At 30.2% G+C, this 14,979-nt stretch carries 19 protein-coding genes; all 19 read right to left on the reverse strand.

What is annotated here, in order from left to right; all coding sequences use genetic code 11:
- Positions 1 to 215 precede the first annotated feature (215 nt).
- Positions 216 to 695 (reverse strand): hypothetical protein, encoded by a 480-nt coding sequence (locus tag ACFS5J_RS12345; RefSeq protein ID WP_379812526.1) that lies wholly within the window; start codon positions 693 to 695, stop codon positions 216 to 218.
- Between the two features lie 193 nt (positions 696 to 888).
- A complete protein-coding gene (locus ACFS5J_RS12350; RefSeq protein WP_379812527.1) occupies positions 889 to 1,563 on the reverse strand; it encodes a hypothetical protein in 675 nt (224 codons plus the stop codon).
- 152 nt (positions 1,564 to 1,715) lie between these two features.
- Entirely contained in the window at positions 1,716 to 2,138 is a 423-nt protein-coding gene (locus tag ACFS5J_RS12355; protein WP_379810251.1) for a hypothetical protein, read from the reverse strand.
- A 184-nt stretch (positions 2,139 to 2,322) separates the two neighbouring features.
- Positions 2,323 to 3,216: a hypothetical protein gene (locus tag ACFS5J_RS12360; RefSeq protein WP_379812529.1), complete on the reverse strand. Its 894-nt coding sequence runs from the start codon at positions 3,214 to 3,216 to the stop codon at positions 2,323 to 2,325.
- Positions 3,217 to 3,372: 156 nt separating this feature from the next.
- Complete coding sequence (locus tag ACFS5J_RS12365; protein WP_379812530.1) at positions 3,373 to 4,086, reverse strand: DUF6794 domain-containing protein; 714 nt, start codon at positions 4,084 to 4,086, stop codon at positions 3,373 to 3,375.
- A gap of 171 nt (positions 4,087 to 4,257) precedes the next feature.
- A complete protein-coding gene (locus tag ACFS5J_RS12370) occupies positions 4,258 to 4,722 on the reverse strand; it encodes a hypothetical protein (RefSeq protein WP_379812531.1) in 465 nt (154 codons plus the stop codon).
- A gap of 166 nt (positions 4,723 to 4,888) precedes the next feature.
- Entirely contained in the window at positions 4,889 to 5,392 is a 504-nt protein-coding gene (locus tag ACFS5J_RS12375; protein WP_379812532.1) for a hypothetical protein, read from the reverse strand.
- A gap of 129 nt (positions 5,393 to 5,521) precedes the next feature.
- Positions 5,522 to 5,971, reverse strand: coding sequence for a CPCC family cysteine-rich protein (locus ACFS5J_RS12380; RefSeq protein WP_379812533.1), 450 nt, complete (start codon positions 5,969 to 5,971; stop codon positions 5,522 to 5,524).
- Between the two features lie 139 nt (positions 5,972 to 6,110).
- Positions 6,111 to 6,623: a hypothetical protein gene (locus ACFS5J_RS12385; protein WP_379812534.1), complete on the reverse strand. Its 513-nt coding sequence runs from the start codon at positions 6,621 to 6,623 to the stop codon at positions 6,111 to 6,113.
- A 163-nt stretch (positions 6,624 to 6,786) separates the two neighbouring features.
- Positions 6,787 to 7,566 (reverse strand): hypothetical protein, encoded by a 780-nt coding sequence (locus ACFS5J_RS12390; RefSeq protein ID WP_379812535.1) that lies wholly within the window; start codon positions 7,564 to 7,566, stop codon positions 6,787 to 6,789.
- A gap of 173 nt (positions 7,567 to 7,739) precedes the next feature.
- The gene (locus ACFS5J_RS12395) at positions 7,740 to 8,471 is read right to left on the reverse strand and encodes a hypothetical protein (protein ID WP_379812536.1); all 732 of its coding nucleotides are present in this window, start codon (positions 8,469 to 8,471) and stop codon (positions 7,740 to 7,742) included.
- Between the two features lie 285 nt (positions 8,472 to 8,756).
- Positions 8,757 to 9,146, reverse strand: a complete 390-nt coding sequence (locus ACFS5J_RS12400) for a c-type cytochrome (protein WP_379812538.1) — start codon at positions 9,144 to 9,146, stop codon at positions 8,757 to 8,759.
- Positions 9,147 to 9,295: 149 nt separating this feature from the next.
- Entirely contained in the window at positions 9,296 to 9,859 is a 564-nt protein-coding gene (locus ACFS5J_RS12405) for a hypothetical protein (RefSeq protein ID WP_379812539.1), read from the reverse strand.
- 200 nt (positions 9,860 to 10,059) lie between these two features.
- Positions 10,060 to 10,359 (reverse strand): hypothetical protein, encoded by a 300-nt coding sequence (locus tag ACFS5J_RS12410; protein WP_379812541.1) that lies wholly within the window; start codon positions 10,357 to 10,359, stop codon positions 10,060 to 10,062.
- Between the two features lie 222 nt (positions 10,360 to 10,581).
- Positions 10,582 to 11,007: a hypothetical protein gene (locus ACFS5J_RS12415; protein WP_379812542.1), complete on the reverse strand. Its 426-nt coding sequence runs from the start codon at positions 11,005 to 11,007 to the stop codon at positions 10,582 to 10,584.
- A gap of 139 nt (positions 11,008 to 11,146) precedes the next feature.
- Entirely contained in the window at positions 11,147 to 11,791 is a 645-nt protein-coding gene (locus ACFS5J_RS12420; protein WP_379812543.1) for a tetratricopeptide repeat protein, read from the reverse strand.
- A 165-nt stretch (positions 11,792 to 11,956) separates the two neighbouring features.
- On the reverse strand, positions 11,957 to 13,126 hold the full coding sequence (locus ACFS5J_RS12425) for an AbiH family protein (RefSeq protein WP_379812544.1): 1,170 nt from the start codon (positions 13,124 to 13,126) through the stop codon (positions 11,957 to 11,959).
- Positions 13,127 to 13,297: 171 nt separating this feature from the next.
- Complete coding sequence (locus ACFS5J_RS12430; protein ID WP_379812545.1) at positions 13,298 to 13,852, reverse strand: hypothetical protein; 555 nt, start codon at positions 13,850 to 13,852, stop codon at positions 13,298 to 13,300.
- A gap of 196 nt (positions 13,853 to 14,048) precedes the next feature.
- Positions 14,049 to 14,681 (reverse strand): hypothetical protein, encoded by a 633-nt coding sequence (locus ACFS5J_RS12435; protein WP_379812546.1) that lies wholly within the window; start codon positions 14,679 to 14,681, stop codon positions 14,049 to 14,051.
- Between the last annotated feature and the right edge of the window lie 298 nt (positions 14,682 to 14,979).

Consider the following 14,979-nt stretch of genomic DNA (forward strand, 5'->3'; position numbering starts at 1 on the left):
TAAGATTACTTCACAATTGGTTTTGCGGAGCAAAATATGTTGCTGTTAACGGTCCGCGGCTATAAGTAGTGGCGACAAGCCAAAACCAAGCCAATTCAAATATACCGGAAACTTTTGAATTTTTGGATAACCGAGCACAAAGTGCGAACTGGCTCAGCAAAATTCGGAAGGTTGCCATAACTCGCCATTACTTATAACTGCTGTTAACACAAGCATTAATATGTAGGAATTGATTTATGAATTTCAGACATGATATTTGAAATTTTATTCCAACTTCTTTTTTCATTTTTAGTAATTTCATTTAGTTCTGAACTATTATAGAAATCTAAACAATGTTTTAACACTTTCCTTTTTTGGTATAAAGGTTTTAAATCATCTGGATATTGTCCTAGAGAGTTGATTGAATCAAGTTTTATTTTTTTTATTTCCTTTTCTATTATAGGTTCCAAAGTTTTGTCAAAAATTGCAATACCAGTAGGATTATAAAATGTTTTATCATTTTCCCATAAAGATTTTTCTAATTTTGGATTTTCGTATCCTTTCAAGACACAAAGACAAAAAGCTCTTTCTTTAAATTCAACATCCCAATTTTTAAAATTCCATTGTTTTCTTTCTTCTTTTAAAGTTTTCGATATTGTACAAGAATTAAAAAAGATAAAGCATAAACAAAATGGAACAAAGAATATTTTTTTCATGAAGTGCGTTTCAATGTTTGTGTTAACGTCCCGCCGGCTTTAAGAAGTGGCGGTTTTTTGTTACTGATGTTGGCAAATATACCGAAAAGTTTGAAAGAAAAAACTTGAAGTTGAGCAAAAGATTTTTGATTCCCGATCGTCCCATTAAGCACTGACCCCGCCATTTCTTAAAACCGCTGTTAGCAGCTGACCATTATGATTTTTTGTAAAGTTTAAACCCTAAAAATTGATTGTCATTTGTGCTTGTCCAGATTAAGAATCCATCACTGTTTTTTTCATAAATTCCATATTTGTAAATATCGCCTTTTACGCTTAAGTTTTTTCTTGTTTCGTTATTGCTTTCTATAAATTTTAAATCAAATTCTCCATCACTTTTAGAAATTAGAGTCAATTTAGAGATTGTTCCATCATCAAATGTTTCAGACCATGTTTTTTCAGTAATATGTACATTCACTATGCTGCCATTATAGTCCTTGTAATAATAGTTTCCTCCTTTTAGAAATGATTTATAATCTATTTTAGATATTTTACTAGAGGGTTTTATATTCAATGTTTGCCAATCGCTTTTATTTTCTTCAAGTTCACCTAACATATCAAGAAAAACACTGCAGTTTTTTTGTAGTCTATAATAAATTAGAGTGCTTATTGAATCAGCTTCTCTTTGTGATGAAATTTTAGTTTTGTCGAAATATGCAGAAAGATGACTTTGGAATACGAATTCAATTTTCTCTTTTGTTTTCATATTATTTACTTTAGAAAGTGATTGACACATTTCTGTTCCAAGAGAGTCAATTTTTGTAATATTTTGTCCTAATAATGAACTATTGCCGAAATAAAATGATATGAATAGGAATAATATTTTTTTCATGTGTTAAGTTTTTTTTTGGTTTGCTGCTAACGGTCCGCGGCTATAAGTAGTGGCGTCGAACCAAAACCAAGCCATTTCAAATATAAACTTATTTTAGAAAATTCGGAGAATTTTCGGAATATTCCATAACTCGCCATTACTTATAATTGCTGTTATGCATTGTTTTTATATAATTCCTCAAAAATAGGATCCTCAATTATTTTACTCATTTTGTCATTTAGAAGTTTGGTTTCGTTTAATTTGTTCTTTATTTGAGTAAAGCTAATTCCTTTGTTCTTAATTAAATTTATAATAGAATCAATTAATCCACCTGCTACAATACTAAGTAAACTTTTTTCTTTTTTTTGATTAGAAATATACAATTCCAATTCTAAGACACTTAAGTTCGGATATTTGTTTATTAATTTTTGGATAAAATCAGATTTTCTTTCGAAACCTAATTCAGACAACATTTTCAAATTTCTATTATGAATTTCTAAAAATTCAGTAGGAGAATTCACTAGATGTACGTTTTCAGGAAAGTTAGAAATAACGTTCAGAGATTTCAATAAAACACTTTTGTTTGATTCATTCATTTTTTCTAAATAATGCATAACGTCCCGCCGGCTTTATGCTGTAGCGGATTTTTTATTACTGATGTTTACAAATATACCGAAAAGTGGAAAGAAAAAACTTCTTTTTAAAGAAGAAAATAAGCACTGAACAATCCAAAAAATCCCAAGCCCCGCTATAGCATAAAACCGCTGTTGTGTGTAGTATTTAATTAATCACTCCTTTCATTTTTTCTTCTGGCCTAATTTTAGATTCAAGTTGTAATACAAATTCAGATACTTTACTAATTACATCGTCAATAGTAGCTTCATTTATTTCAATTATTTTGCCCTCTTTATTTTTACCATTTCTATGTACCATATCGTGTCGGGTTTTTATAATTTGCATCAGGTCACCAATTTCTGGAAATTTAATTTTCAGACTGTCTTGATACATATTTCTAACTTTAGGTAAGTCATGATAGATTACGTCTAGTAATTCCTTTTTTACAACATCTTCTATTTTTCCAAGCTCGTCATATATTTCATTTAAAGAAAACTTTCTATCCTTTATTTTGGGATTAGTTTTTACAAAGTTTTTAAAATTATCTTCACTATTAAAAACTTCAAATACTAAAGTTGAGGATAAATAATCTTCTAAACAACTTATAGTGCTTGAATATATTTGTCTTAATAAAGTTTTTTGGAGGCTATTGTTTCTTAAATCAACATCATTTAGGGACTTTAAGTTTTCAATTTCATTAAAGAAAATATCATAATAATTTGTGGTGCTTAAAATGGAATCTATTTGATCGTTATAATATTCATCGTCTTCTTCTTCTTGATGTTCAATTATTTCAAGAATATCATCATCTTCGACATCATCGATTTCAACGTAAGCATCTCCATAGCCAACATTTATATTGATTTCATATTCTGCCCCACAACTTTCACAACACTCATTTACTGTAATGCCATTATGGGAATCACTTGCTTTTTCTGCTAGATAATTTGGATGTGGAATAGAGTGTTCTTCCGAAACTATTTCTTCACCACATTCATTGCAATTGAAAATAATTTCGATTGATTTAGTACCAAAAGGAAAGAATTCTTTATACCCCATTTTTTGTAATATTACACACAACGGTCTTGTATAACCGAAGTTACGGGTTAATATGCGTTAAATTTCGGTTTAGTACTGGCGTTAGCAATTCCGAGTGGATTCGGACGGAGTCGAATCCGCCGTAATTGCGGTTATACATTGTTGTGCAACGTATTTTCATTGATACCATACGTAATAGTTTGTCCAACCTGTTTTACCTAGCTCAATCAATTCTTTTCCTTTATCTCGTTCATTGTTGGTACTTATTCCATCTTTTTTGCAAGCAGAAATTAGTTTTACAAACAGTTTTCTTTTTCGAACGTTTCGTTTCAAAACAATTGCTTTTGGTTGGCAAGTTTCGTATAGTTTCATTTCGTCTGGTTCGTTGCCAATTACAGAGTAGTAGTATTTGAAAGTGATAGTATCATTTACTTTGAAACTTTTCAAAACACTATCAATGCTATCGTTATATTTTCGCCTACCTTCTTTGCCTTCTTTCCATTTTATATGGTAAGGTTTTAATAATGGTTTTGAACTATAGTTTTTAATGTTAAGTTTTCTGTGAAATAATTTCAATATTATCGACGACATATCATCCATTGGGAATACCTTATTTTTATAAAAGAATTTCAATAGTTTTGGATTGCCGTGACGAAGCCAAGAATTTCTAATAAACATTCCGTATCCCATATGAGCATCAACCACTGCATTGAATTCAGTTTTATTTTTAAATTCAATTTTATCTTTTTCGGGTAGGGAATATTCCATATAATTCAACGCATCATTTATGCTTTTTGGCTTATAATTTTCTGGATATCCAGTATCGGGGTTTTGCCCGATTAATGTCAAACTTGAATAAAGAAAAATTATAATTGTGATTGCGTTTTTCATATGTTGCACAACGTCCCGGGGCTTTGTGAAGTTGGGGGTTAGTTCTCCCAAAAGTATAAATTTAAGATTAGGTTTACAAACACAAAACCAACAATATTTTTAGCCCAAAAGCCCCAATTTTACAAAACCCTTGTTAGCGGTTCGGCTATATTTTCTCTTTTGTTATGAAGTTTAATACTTTATTTCTATATCTAATTGTCTTCCTTCTTCATAAGCTTTTTTGTCCATTCGTGAACCTATTGCAATTCCGATGACCATACCAATTGGCAAACCTATTGCTAATAATCCCAAATTACCAACGCTTAATCCAAAAGCAACTCCAATTGGCACTCCAAAAGCGGATAATCCAAGTACTAACCAAAGATTGCGATAATAATTTTTGGGTACAATTTTAACTTCTTTTTCAATAAGTTTTATGATTTTCGTTTGTTTCTGTTTTACTAATTTCACTAGTTCTTTATCAGCATGAGATGTAGAATTTAAATCTTCAATATCCTGATTAATAGATTCAATTATTTTATGCGGTAATTCCTTGTTTTTTAATTCTTTTAGAAGTTCTCCGAGTTGGGAATAAATTCGACTTAAATTAATGTTATCGGAGATGTTTTGTCTTTCTTTTAGTTCAATTATGTTCATAACGTTCTGTTTTTCCTAGCTGACCGCTAACGGTCCGCGGCTATAAGTAGTGGCGCCGAGCCAAAACCAAGCCATTTCAAATATAAACTTATTTTAGAAAATTCGGAGAATTTTCGGAATAGTACTGAACAAGCCATTACTTGTAACCGCTGTTGTGTGTAGTACTTTATTTATCGAATTCTGATATTTTTAAATCGTTTCGCATTTCTGATATAATTTTTTCCTCAATTTTCTTGAATGGATTATCAGTTTTTAATTTATTTCCTGCTTCAAAGAATTCGTTTAAATTATCTGATTTATTATTTGATATGTGTTTGTAGAATTTTTCAAATACATCCTGGAATTCGCCGCGGATTTTATTTAAATCAGATAACATCTCATCAGAAAGGAAAGGTTGATTAATTGTGTAAAATTGAATATAATCATTTATTTTTTGCATTAATTCGATTCCTTCTTCCTTGTTCCCAACATATTGAAATCGATTTAGTTCTTTCTTAATGCCGTATGTTTTTTCAAGTAATTCTCTGTAAATATTCACTTTTTCTTTGAAAATTCCACTATAAGCGATTTTATTTTTTTCGAGTGATTTTTCGATTCGTCCTTTAATCAATAAATAGAAAATAAAGTTTCCAATTATTGTTATTATTGCTGGAAGTATTTTTTCAATCATAGTTATTTTAGTATTACACACAACGATTTGGCTATGAGCAGGCGGGCTTTAGAAGCACTTTCCTGTCAGCCGTACCCAAAGTTTGTTAATAGTTTTGTTGTTTCGTTTTAACACTGTCTGCCTGCTTGCTCATAGGTTTTGTTGTAGTGCGTTTTTTCTTCCTTCGTCAAACCATTCGGATACTTTGTCCACTAGATTCTTAATTTCAGAAATATTAGATTCTTGGTCAAGTTTAATAAGTTCATCAATTTTTCTAAAATACTGTGCAGTTTCGGAGTTTTCCTTTTTTAGTTCTTTTAAGTTCTTGTCCCATTCCAGTCTATATGCGGTTAATGAATAGTCAGAGTTGGGTCCGCCATAAATTTTATCAGAATCCTGGTCATCTTGTCCATCATCTTCCCAAAAACAAATTGCGCAGATATCCCATGCACATCTTTCTTCAAGAGTCGGATAACCACAAGAGGGGCAGGTGTTACCAAGATTTTTGATGTCATTTCTTCTGTCAGCTCCTTTTAACTTCGAAAGATGCCGATTAAAAAACTCACGTCTTTTATGTAATTGTTTTAATTCTTGGTTCATGTTTCAAATGCACTACAACGTTCTGCGGCTTGGCGCAGTAGCGGCTAATTTACGAAAAAAGTTCTTATGAAAACCTCGAGTTGAAAATCCAGCGGATTTTCAGCCGAAGTAGAGTGGGAGCTATTGTGGCAAACCGCTGTTATACCACGTTTTTCTTTATTTCATTTTCGTATGAAGTGTCAAATCCAAGGTAACTTATATCGCTAAGTTTTACAACTTCAATTTCACACCATTTAGAATTTTCATCAACTAAATGTAATTCGACCGAATTACTATTTACAGATAATATTTTTCCAACAAAAAAATCATTTTCATCACCATAAGTAAATATTGCGACAAATTCAGAAGTTAAACTTTTCAAAGAAGTTTCTAAATCTAAGAAATTTTCTAAGTTTATATTTGATATTAAACTTTGTGAATTATCATTTTTTAATACTAAATAATCGTCTTTTTCCCAAATTCGATATTTTTCAACATCATTGTTTTTAACTATTGTAAATCCGTCAAATTCACAATTTTCTTCATCAAAATTAAGCAACATTACAATGTCTGAGTTCGCTACTAAACACATTCCACTATACACATTATCTGAGTTTGGAGCAGTGTCAATATCAATTATTAATCTTTGTTTGGAAGTATTTTCTAATTTCACAAATCGTGTTTTAAAATGTGGTATAACGTTCCGCGGCTTGGCGCAGTAGCGGCTGCGTGGAACGATTATTTTCTTGCTAAGATAAGATTTTCCAGCGGAAAATCGAACGTGTTTTTAAAACTAGAAGTAGCTATTGTGCCAAACCGCTGTTAGCAGCTGGCTCTTATGAAATCCAATATAGAATTTTATAAAAACCATATTCTGTTGTTATGTTTTTTTCAGGTTCTTTTCTAATATTTAGATTGAAATTTTTGAACTCTTTTTCGAGGTTTATGTATTCATAACCATTGTTGTAATAATTTGTATATTCATTTGGCATATATACGAAACCGCTTTTGGTTGATATAAATTCAATCTTTTCGTTATTATAAATTTCTGAAAATTGAATAGTGTCATCTTTTAAAAGGACAATTTTTAAATTTCTGTTATTTGAAAAAACTTTACCATTTCGGAAATAAATTGCATAAAATTTTTCTGAAGTAAAAGTTTCTTTTCCTTGATAATTGATATAATAGATTTTGTTTGGAAATGTCTTTTTATACTTTTTTTGAGCAACAACAATTAAAGGATAATTTGATTGCTTTTTTTCTATTAAAATGTCATCGAATTTAATTTTGTTATAATTTACTAATGTTTTTACAGAATTATAGACAACTTCATAAGGGCAAAGATTGTCTTTATCAAAACAGGGAAATGAATAAAAAGTTAAACTAAGAATAATAAAGAGTATAAATGAAAAGAATATATTTCTCCTCCATTTTAACTCAATCTTTTTAGATATTTTACTATATAAAAAAGCAAATAGAATTGATAGAAAAATAAAAAAAGGAATTGAAATTGTAAAGATTATTGATGCACCACCACCATCAACAGGAAATAAGTACACTAAAATAGGCGTTAGAAAACCAGTAATTAAAATTATCCAAAACTTGTGTTTTTCCATACTCGTTTTTTACTGCGATTTTTTTGAAGCTTGCTGCTAACGTCCCGCAGGCTTGCTGCAGGTGGGGATTTTTGTTCCTTTAGTTTGTTTATTCCTAAAGCCAAATATACAAAAAGAAGTTTGGTTTTTCCCTAAAACCCCACTTGCTGCAAACCGCTGTTAGCCGTAGTATTTTAATTTCTTTCAGCTTTCTTTTTCTGTCTTGCTTTTTTTCGCAATTCCCTTTTACCTTTTTTTGTTAAAGGACCAATTCCACAAGCAATAACCATTGTCGTTTTTTCTTTAACGACTTCTAGTTTATTTGAATTTGCATTTACATAGTAAAGATTGACTGTTTTTTCTTCCCACTTCTCAAATTCCTTATTAGGATCACGTTCTTCTTCAATCAGCCAGCAAAATGAATTTGCTTCATCTAAATAAGCTAATTCTATATAATCGACTTTTTTGTTTTTAAATTTTTTATTTGACTTTACGATGCTTAGAGCATCACAGGGTAGAGTGAAATTTTCGAAAACTTTATTTTTTGAATACTCTGGAAATTTTTGTTCAGATATCATTTTTCCATCTTTATCAAACTCTAAACCAAAAGCATATTGAAACTTATCTTTTTCATAGGTATAAATTATCCAATATGTAATATTAAAATTTGAAAGTTCGTAAAGTGATTCATCGTCATAGTTTTTTATTTCGATAGATTCTGGGTAATTCACTTCAACTTGATAAATTTTTAATCTATTATAAAAATCTCTATTTGCACGTGAAGTGATAAAGTTTTCTGCCTTTTTAAGTATAAAATCTGAATATCTTTTTATTTTATCCAGGTCGTTTGGATAACTAACACTATCATGATAAATTTTCCCTTTTTCTTTTATTTCAAAAGGGATGTAGTTATTTGATTTAGACATATATGTTCCGCCTAAATCTAATTTTTCAATATCATTACATTGGGAAAACCCTAAATATGAAACGAATAGTAGAATTATAATCCAGTATTTCCTCATAGTTTTTGTAATATTACGGCTAACGGTTCGCGGCTATAAGTAGTGGCGCCGGGCCAAAACCAAGCCATTTCAAATATACCGCAAACTTTTGAATTTTCGGAAACCCGAGCACAAAGTGCGAACTGGCGCAGCAAAATTCGGAAGGTTGCCATAACTCGCCATTACTTATAACTGCTGTTGTACACAGCTTTAATTTTTCAAATAGTACAAAATGGATTTTATTTCATTATCATTTAACTCAAACTTATGTCTGTAAGGTCGATTATCATTTTCTTCTTTTATTTTAATGGCAAGTTCATTTCCACTTTTTATCAGGCTATCTTGATTCTGTATAAATGATCTTAAAAAATCAAATTCATATTTGTCGTCTTTAATTGCATAAACAAGGAAATTATCAGTTCCACTTTTACGATGACAACCTTTACAATTATTTTCAAAATATACTTTACCAATATTAAAAAATAATTTTTCTTTTTTTTCTTTTTCAAGATTTTCATAGAAGTCATTGTTTTCAATCTCTTTTTTGCAAGACATGAAAAGCATCAATAACATGAGATATTTTAGGTTCAGTTTTTTCAAAGTTGTGTACAACGGTCCGCGGCTATAAGTAGTGGCGCCGAGCCAAGACCAAGCCATTTCAAATATACCGCAAACTTTTGAATTTTCGGAGAAAATTCGGAAGGTTGCCATAACTCGCCATTACTTATAACTGCTGTTGTAACTTGTTTTTATTTTTTCATAATTTTTAATTCTGTTTCTACATTTGTTGGCTTGAGTATTCTATCTTTTAATTTTATTTTGATAGTATAAACTATATTATATATTGTCAATATTTTGTCAAGCTCATTTTTCTTTGCTTCAATAACTTTTTTATCATTTCTATGACGATTTATAGCCCCGAATGCATAACTTATCAAAACAAAACTAATAGAAATAAAAATTATAGGTATAGTTATAAATAGTGCAGTATTTAAACTAATCATTCTTTTATTCAGAATATTTGTACAATATTCTACGAAGTGATAAGTGAATATTAGCATTCCAATGCCCATAATTAAGAATGTTATAAAATATAAATACGCCCACTTCTTTTCAATTCGAACTCTTTCAAATTCAATATTTATTAACTTTATTTTATCTTCTAAGTTGTAGTCAAATACAATTTTATCACATTTAGTTTCAAACGCTGGAGCTTTATTAGTCAAACTGCAATGAGTTCCAAATTCAATTTTGTAAAGTTTGTTTTTGCATAAATGACAATGTTTTAAATTTTTAATTGAATTATTTTTCATGTAGTTTATCCAAAATAAGTTACAACGTCCCGCCGGCTTTGTGAAGGCGTGGAAATTTGTTACTGATGTTTACAAATATATTGAAAAGATTGAAAGAAAAAACCTCACTTCGGAGAAGAAAGTGCAAACACTGGCTCTTACAGATACTCACCCAAAGCCCGCTTTCACAAAACCGCTGTTAGCAGCCGGCCATTAATATTTTAAGGTTTGTATTTTTTTATGAACTCTTTTGCTTCACTGAGGTTTTTTGGGTAATTGACTTTTAAATAGACACCTTTTTCGATTTGTTCATAAACTACTTGGAATTTAAAACCATTTTCAACGAGTAGTTTTACCATTTCCCAACTTTTAGTTTCAGATTTTTTAGGAGGTTTGAATTTATGATTTACCAGAATCATTTTTTTACCACATTGAGGACAATTTGATTCAGTATGATTTTTATAGTCATTTCCTTTGCTATATGAAGTTCTACATTCTAAGCAGATATTTTTATATCCCATAATCGATTACAAATTTTGGCCCCGATTTTCACGTTCGATTGGTGGTTTGCTGCTAACGTCCCGCCGGCTTTGTGAAGGCGGGGATTTTTGTTACTGATGTTTACAAATATACCGAAAAGTTTGAAAGAAAAAACTTAAAATAGAGTAGAGAAGTGCAAACACTGGCTCTTCCCGATAAACACCCAAACCCCGCTTTCACAAAACCGCTGTTGTGTGTAGCCTTTATTTTATCGCTTTGTCAAGCCCATCTTTAAAAGCATAATAACAACTTTGAAAAAACAGTTGATTAATATTTTTGCTATTAACCCATGAATATTTTTCGAGTATTGTGTTTTTTAGTTTTTCCTTTAATTCGTGTTCAGTTATTGATTGATTTTTTCTGTCTAAATTATCCAATAAGTTATAAACGAAATCGTTTCCGAGTTTTAATACGGATTTACAATGTTCATTATACGAATCAAGATTTTTGGATTCCAAATTTGGATATTTTTTGAGCAATCTTTCTTGAATAGGTTGTAACCAGTTTTTTCCAAATTCCATTGCAAATTCAAGTCCGTCATTTAAGATCTCGTTTTCATTTATTTCGTTCGTTGAAAAGAATTTTGGCATAGACGACATACTTTTTCCGGTTCGTTTTTTTAAGGTCACACACAACGTTTTGCCGCTTTGCGAAGGCGGGGATTTTTAGCACTAAACTTCATTAGATGCACAAAACTTGAATTTAGCACTTTACTGTCATTGAAGTACGAAACCCCCGCTTTTGCAAAATGGCTGTTAGCAGTAGTTTTTATTTCCGTCCTACGAGCTTGTCCAACCATTTTATTCTGTCTTTTACTATTCCAAATTTTTTCTTATTTGGGTTCCAAAATGAATTGGTTTGTGTCGTTGCAATATTTTCTGCTAAGTCTGCATAGATTTTCGACTGTTCCAAATCACCTTTATACTCTGAAATTACTGTCATTACAGAATACATAATATAATTTTGAACTGGAAACTTTAAAGTGTCTTCGTTTATTTTTTCTGTCAGCAAGTTTTCCACTTTGTCATATAATCCTGTTTTTTCTGCACGAACAACTGTTTCAGAAAAGTTCAAATATGCGGTCGTTATTACATTCGGAAATTCTTTTTCAAAGTCTAGCGATTTTTGAAAATAATCTAATGCGGTTTCGTAATCTTCTCTCAACTTATATATTTCGCCTAATGAATTATATGATTGGCTTTTTTCAATTCGGTTGTCGGGATAGTCTGTCAAGATTTTATTTAAAAGTGTCTCTGCAACCGACAATAGATTTTTGTCCTTGGTCTCAATAAGTTCTATGGCTTGAACTCTTAAATATTGGGCTCGTCCGTCCTTTCTTGCACGTCCAAGTTTGGCGAAGTATTCTTCTTCGTCTGTTTTTGTCCAAGTTTTTCGTCTGTACCAATCTGTCATTGTAGGCTTTTTCTAAAATTACTGCTAACGGTTTGCCGCTTGTAGCAGTTGCGTAAATTTAAGCCAAAAGATTACAAGTACAAAACTCCCTGTGGAATTTTCGGAGAAAATTCCGAACACAAACCATGCCTAGCAATTGCAACAAACGGCTGTTAGCAACAGTAATTATAACTTCAATTGCGGTAATTCAGTGCTCAAACTTTTATTTACAATTTTATTTCTCATAAGTGTCTTTTGGTTGAAATGTCTAGAAATGTTTCTAACAATTTCTGAATAATTGTCACTTTGTGAGTTTGTATTCTTTTTATCATAATTATGGTAAAATACTTTTATTGACTTACAGTTTTTATTTTCAAAGATTGCATTTAATAATGTTCTGTCTGATATTCCGCAAGAATGTCCCATAATATGTACTTGAAAAACTTTGTCTTCAATAAAATTAAATAATTCTCTGTAGTTGTCAGTGTTAGTATAAGCAAATGATTTCATGAGTCTTAAATATTCATTTTCATTTTTCTCTTCAATGTCGGAATATCTTTTATGCATTTCATCACCAAATCCTAAATTGATTGGATTTTCAATGTCATCTAAACTTCCATGAATATTTATAGTTTTATAATTTTTAAGTTTGTCTGAATATAATTCTTCAGCAGTATTTGTATAATTGAAATTTAGGATAAGTGTTTCGTCGAATTTTGACCAATTATTATTATCCTTCCATTTTTTCATTAAATCAGTTCTAATTGTCTTGGCGTAGCTTTCTGGAAATTCTTTAAGAAATTCTTCAATACTCTCGGAATCTGGAATTAGTCTGTCTTCAAATAAATGTGCTGTTTTGTCATTATATTTTGAGCTAATTTCAGGATTGACATTATCAATTAAATAGTCTTCAAATTTTTTAGCAATTAAATCTATTTCTTGGTTAAGTTTTTTAATGTCATCATATATACTATTTGTAGAAGGTTGGTCAAGTATTTTAAGAAGATTATGAAAATATTCAATTTCAATATCAACCCAGTTTGATTCTATTTTCCGTGATATTTCGTAAAAAAAATGGTTGTGTAAAAGTATAGCTGGTTTACGATTTATATGTAAATTTTTTTCAGGATGCATTATAGAAAATTCACCAAGTCTTGACGACATATAATTCATTATTTCTTTGAGCGAATTCATATTGTTAAATAAATATCCTGGAATAAGGAATTCAAGAAAATCATCTTTCCATGATGAATCTTTTATTTGCGAATAGTAATTTTCGATAAAATCAGAATATTTTGTTTTGAGTTTATGTGATAAATCAAATCCATTTCCTAAAATAATAAGTCTATTTATCATTAATAATGTTATTGGTTCTGAAATTATTGTTGCTAACGTTTCGCAGCTACAAGAAGTTGCGTACTTCATTCACTGACAATTACAAATATAAAAAAACTTTGATTCAACAATTACCATTTCTGATAAATCCCATGCCTAGCAATTTCTTGTAACTGCTGTTGTGTGCTGTTTTTATTTTGAAATTGAATTTGATTTGAATGAATTAATTATTGGTGTCATTCGACCTACAAGTTTATCTTTATAGCCTAAGTTTGTCCACGACATTATTTGATAAAGGTTTTTTTCGTCTTCCAGAATGGCATATCTGTAATATACTCCTTTTCCATCTTCTAAATCTTTTCCGCTCATTGAAAAAACAATGGCATTACAAGAATTTATTTTGGTAACACCATAATCGAAGGTTTTAAAATTATCTGTAATTTCATCAAAATGATTAGTAATTACTTTGTAATACCCAAACAAGCTCGGAGATACTTTATGAACGCCCATTTTTATTCCATTTTGAAAACCTTCTTTTGTTTCTTCTAGCACGATAAAATGCAGATCTTCTTCCGGTTTTTTATACTGAACTTTAGCTAATTCATTCATTGTAGTAGTTCTTTCAAAATCGAAAGGTGCTTCTATTGAGTAATTTTCTGTAAAAATTCTATCATTGTCATTTTCGCTTTTCTTGCACGAAAAAATAGAAGTTAGAAATATTAAGATGATAACTTTTTTTAAGCACATTAGTTTATGTTTTTTGTTTTTAATTGTCTAATTATCAGTTCAGTTTCTCGAAAATAGCACACAACGGTCTCGGCTATGAGTAGTTGCTTGGGTTAGCGATTGCCTTTGCAAGTACACACCAAACTGAAAATCCGCGAGGATTTTCAGAAGTAGCCGAGAACAAGCAATTACTTATAGCCATTGTTGTAAAACGTATTTATTTATTCAAAAGTTTGGTTGCTTCCCAAACATATTCTTTTCCAAATTCTCCAAAATAACTAATAAAATTTCCGTCTTTTGAAATCACAACAAAACTGCTACAAGGATAATGATATTTGAAAAATAGTCTTTCAATTGTTCCTTCAGGATCCTTATACCAATTATTTATAAATCCAGCAAATCTCTTCAAACCATCATCATCTTTATAAATATAAATAGGTTTGATTTGGGCAATTTTGTTAATACCATCTTCTAAATCTCTATACCAAGTTTTTCTTAATTCTTTTGATGCAGAACCACTTGAATTACAAGGGTCTTTTCCTGGGTAGTAAATTATAACTATTGGTTTAGTAGAATCTAATTCTTGTTTTATTTCTTTCTCAATTAACGATTCCAATAAAGCTTTATTTGTTATTTTTCCACGTTTTTCTCTTAAAGTCAATTTTTTATGATTTGTAGAATCTCCGGGAATATCTAACAATTTGTTTGTAGAACAAATTTGCTCGAATTTAGATTTACTTATTTCTACATTATTTTCATCGAAATATCTTGTCTTATCTGTTGCAGTTTTAGTGGCTGAACAAGAGTAAATTAAAATTCCGATTATAAATGTTAGTAGGATTTTTTTCATATGTTTTACAACGGTTCGCGGCTATAAGTAGTGGCGCTGAGCCAATACCAAGCCAAAACAAATATAGACTTATTTTAGAAAATTGGAAGAATTTTCGGAATAGTACTGACCAAGCCATTACTTGTAACCGTTGTTGTAACTAGTTTTTTTATTCAAAGTCCCTATTCACAAATTTTATCAATGGTATTAAAACATCATTTTCCATTCCTTCAAGTCTAAAAATTCCGTTGTTTTTGTCAATAAATGTGTCAATTATTCTATTACTTATTTTTTCTTTATAAAATAAAAAATTTATGAA

The organism is Flavobacterium chuncheonense (assembly GCF_042686145.1).
GTDB lineage: Bacteria > Bacteroidota > Bacteroidia > Flavobacteriales > Flavobacteriaceae > Flavobacterium > Flavobacterium chuncheonense.

Excerpts from the sequence above, each read along its gene's own strand:
- ACFS5J_RS12435 (WP_379812546.1), bottom strand. The coding sequence starts at position 14,681 with ATGAAAAAAATCCTACTAACATTTATAATCGGAATTTTAATTTACTCT.
- ACFS5J_RS12375 (WP_379812532.1), bottom strand. The coding sequence starts at position 5,392 with ATGATTGAAAAAATACTTCCAGCAATAATAACAATAATTGGAAACTTT.
- ACFS5J_RS12365 (WP_379812530.1), bottom strand. The coding sequence starts at position 4,086 with ATGAAAAACGCAATCACAATTATAATTTTTCTTTATTCAAGTTTGACA.
- ACFS5J_RS12350 (WP_379812527.1), bottom strand. The coding sequence starts at position 1,563 with ATGAAAAAAATATTATTCCTATTCATATCATTTTATTTCGGCAATAGT.
- ACFS5J_RS12425 (WP_379812544.1), bottom strand. The coding sequence starts at position 13,126 with ATGATAAATAGACTTATTATTTTAGGAAATGGATTTGATTTATCACAT.
- ACFS5J_RS12420 (WP_379812543.1), bottom strand. The coding sequence starts at position 11,791 with ATGACAGATTGGTACAGACGAAAAACTTGGACAAAAACAGACGAAGAA.
- ACFS5J_RS12430 (WP_379812545.1), bottom strand. The coding sequence starts at position 13,852 with ATGTGCTTAAAAAAAGTTATCATCTTAATATTTCTAACTTCTATTTTT.
- ACFS5J_RS12355 (WP_379810251.1), bottom strand. The coding sequence starts at position 2,138 with ATGAATGAATCAAACAAAAGTGTTTTATTGAAATCTCTGAACGTTATT.
- ACFS5J_RS12390 (WP_379812535.1), bottom strand. The coding sequence starts at position 7,566 with ATGGAAAAACACAAGTTTTGGATAATTTTAATTACTGGTTTTCTAACG.
- ACFS5J_RS12405 (WP_379812539.1), bottom strand. The coding sequence starts at position 9,859 with ATGAAAAATAATTCAATTAAAAATTTAAAACATTGTCATTTATGCAAA.
- ACFS5J_RS12410 (WP_379812541.1), bottom strand. The coding sequence starts at position 10,359 with ATGGGATATAAAAATATCTGCTTAGAATGTAGAACTTCATATAGCAAA.
- ACFS5J_RS12345 (WP_379812526.1), bottom strand. The coding sequence starts at position 695 with ATGAAAAAAATATTCTTTGTTCCATTTTGTTTATGCTTTATCTTTTTT.
- ACFS5J_RS12380 (WP_379812533.1), bottom strand. The coding sequence starts at position 5,971 with ATGAACCAAGAATTAAAACAATTACATAAAAGACGTGAGTTTTTTAAT.
- ACFS5J_RS12370 (WP_379812531.1), bottom strand. The coding sequence starts at position 4,722 with ATGAACATAATTGAACTAAAAGAAAGACAAAACATCTCCGATAACATT.
- ACFS5J_RS12360 (WP_379812529.1), bottom strand. The coding sequence starts at position 3,216 with ATGGGGTATAAAGAATTCTTTCCTTTTGGTACTAAATCAATCGAAATT.
- ACFS5J_RS12395 (WP_379812536.1), bottom strand. The coding sequence starts at position 8,471 with ATGTCTAAATCAAATAACTACATCCCTTTTGAAATAAAAGAAAAAGGG.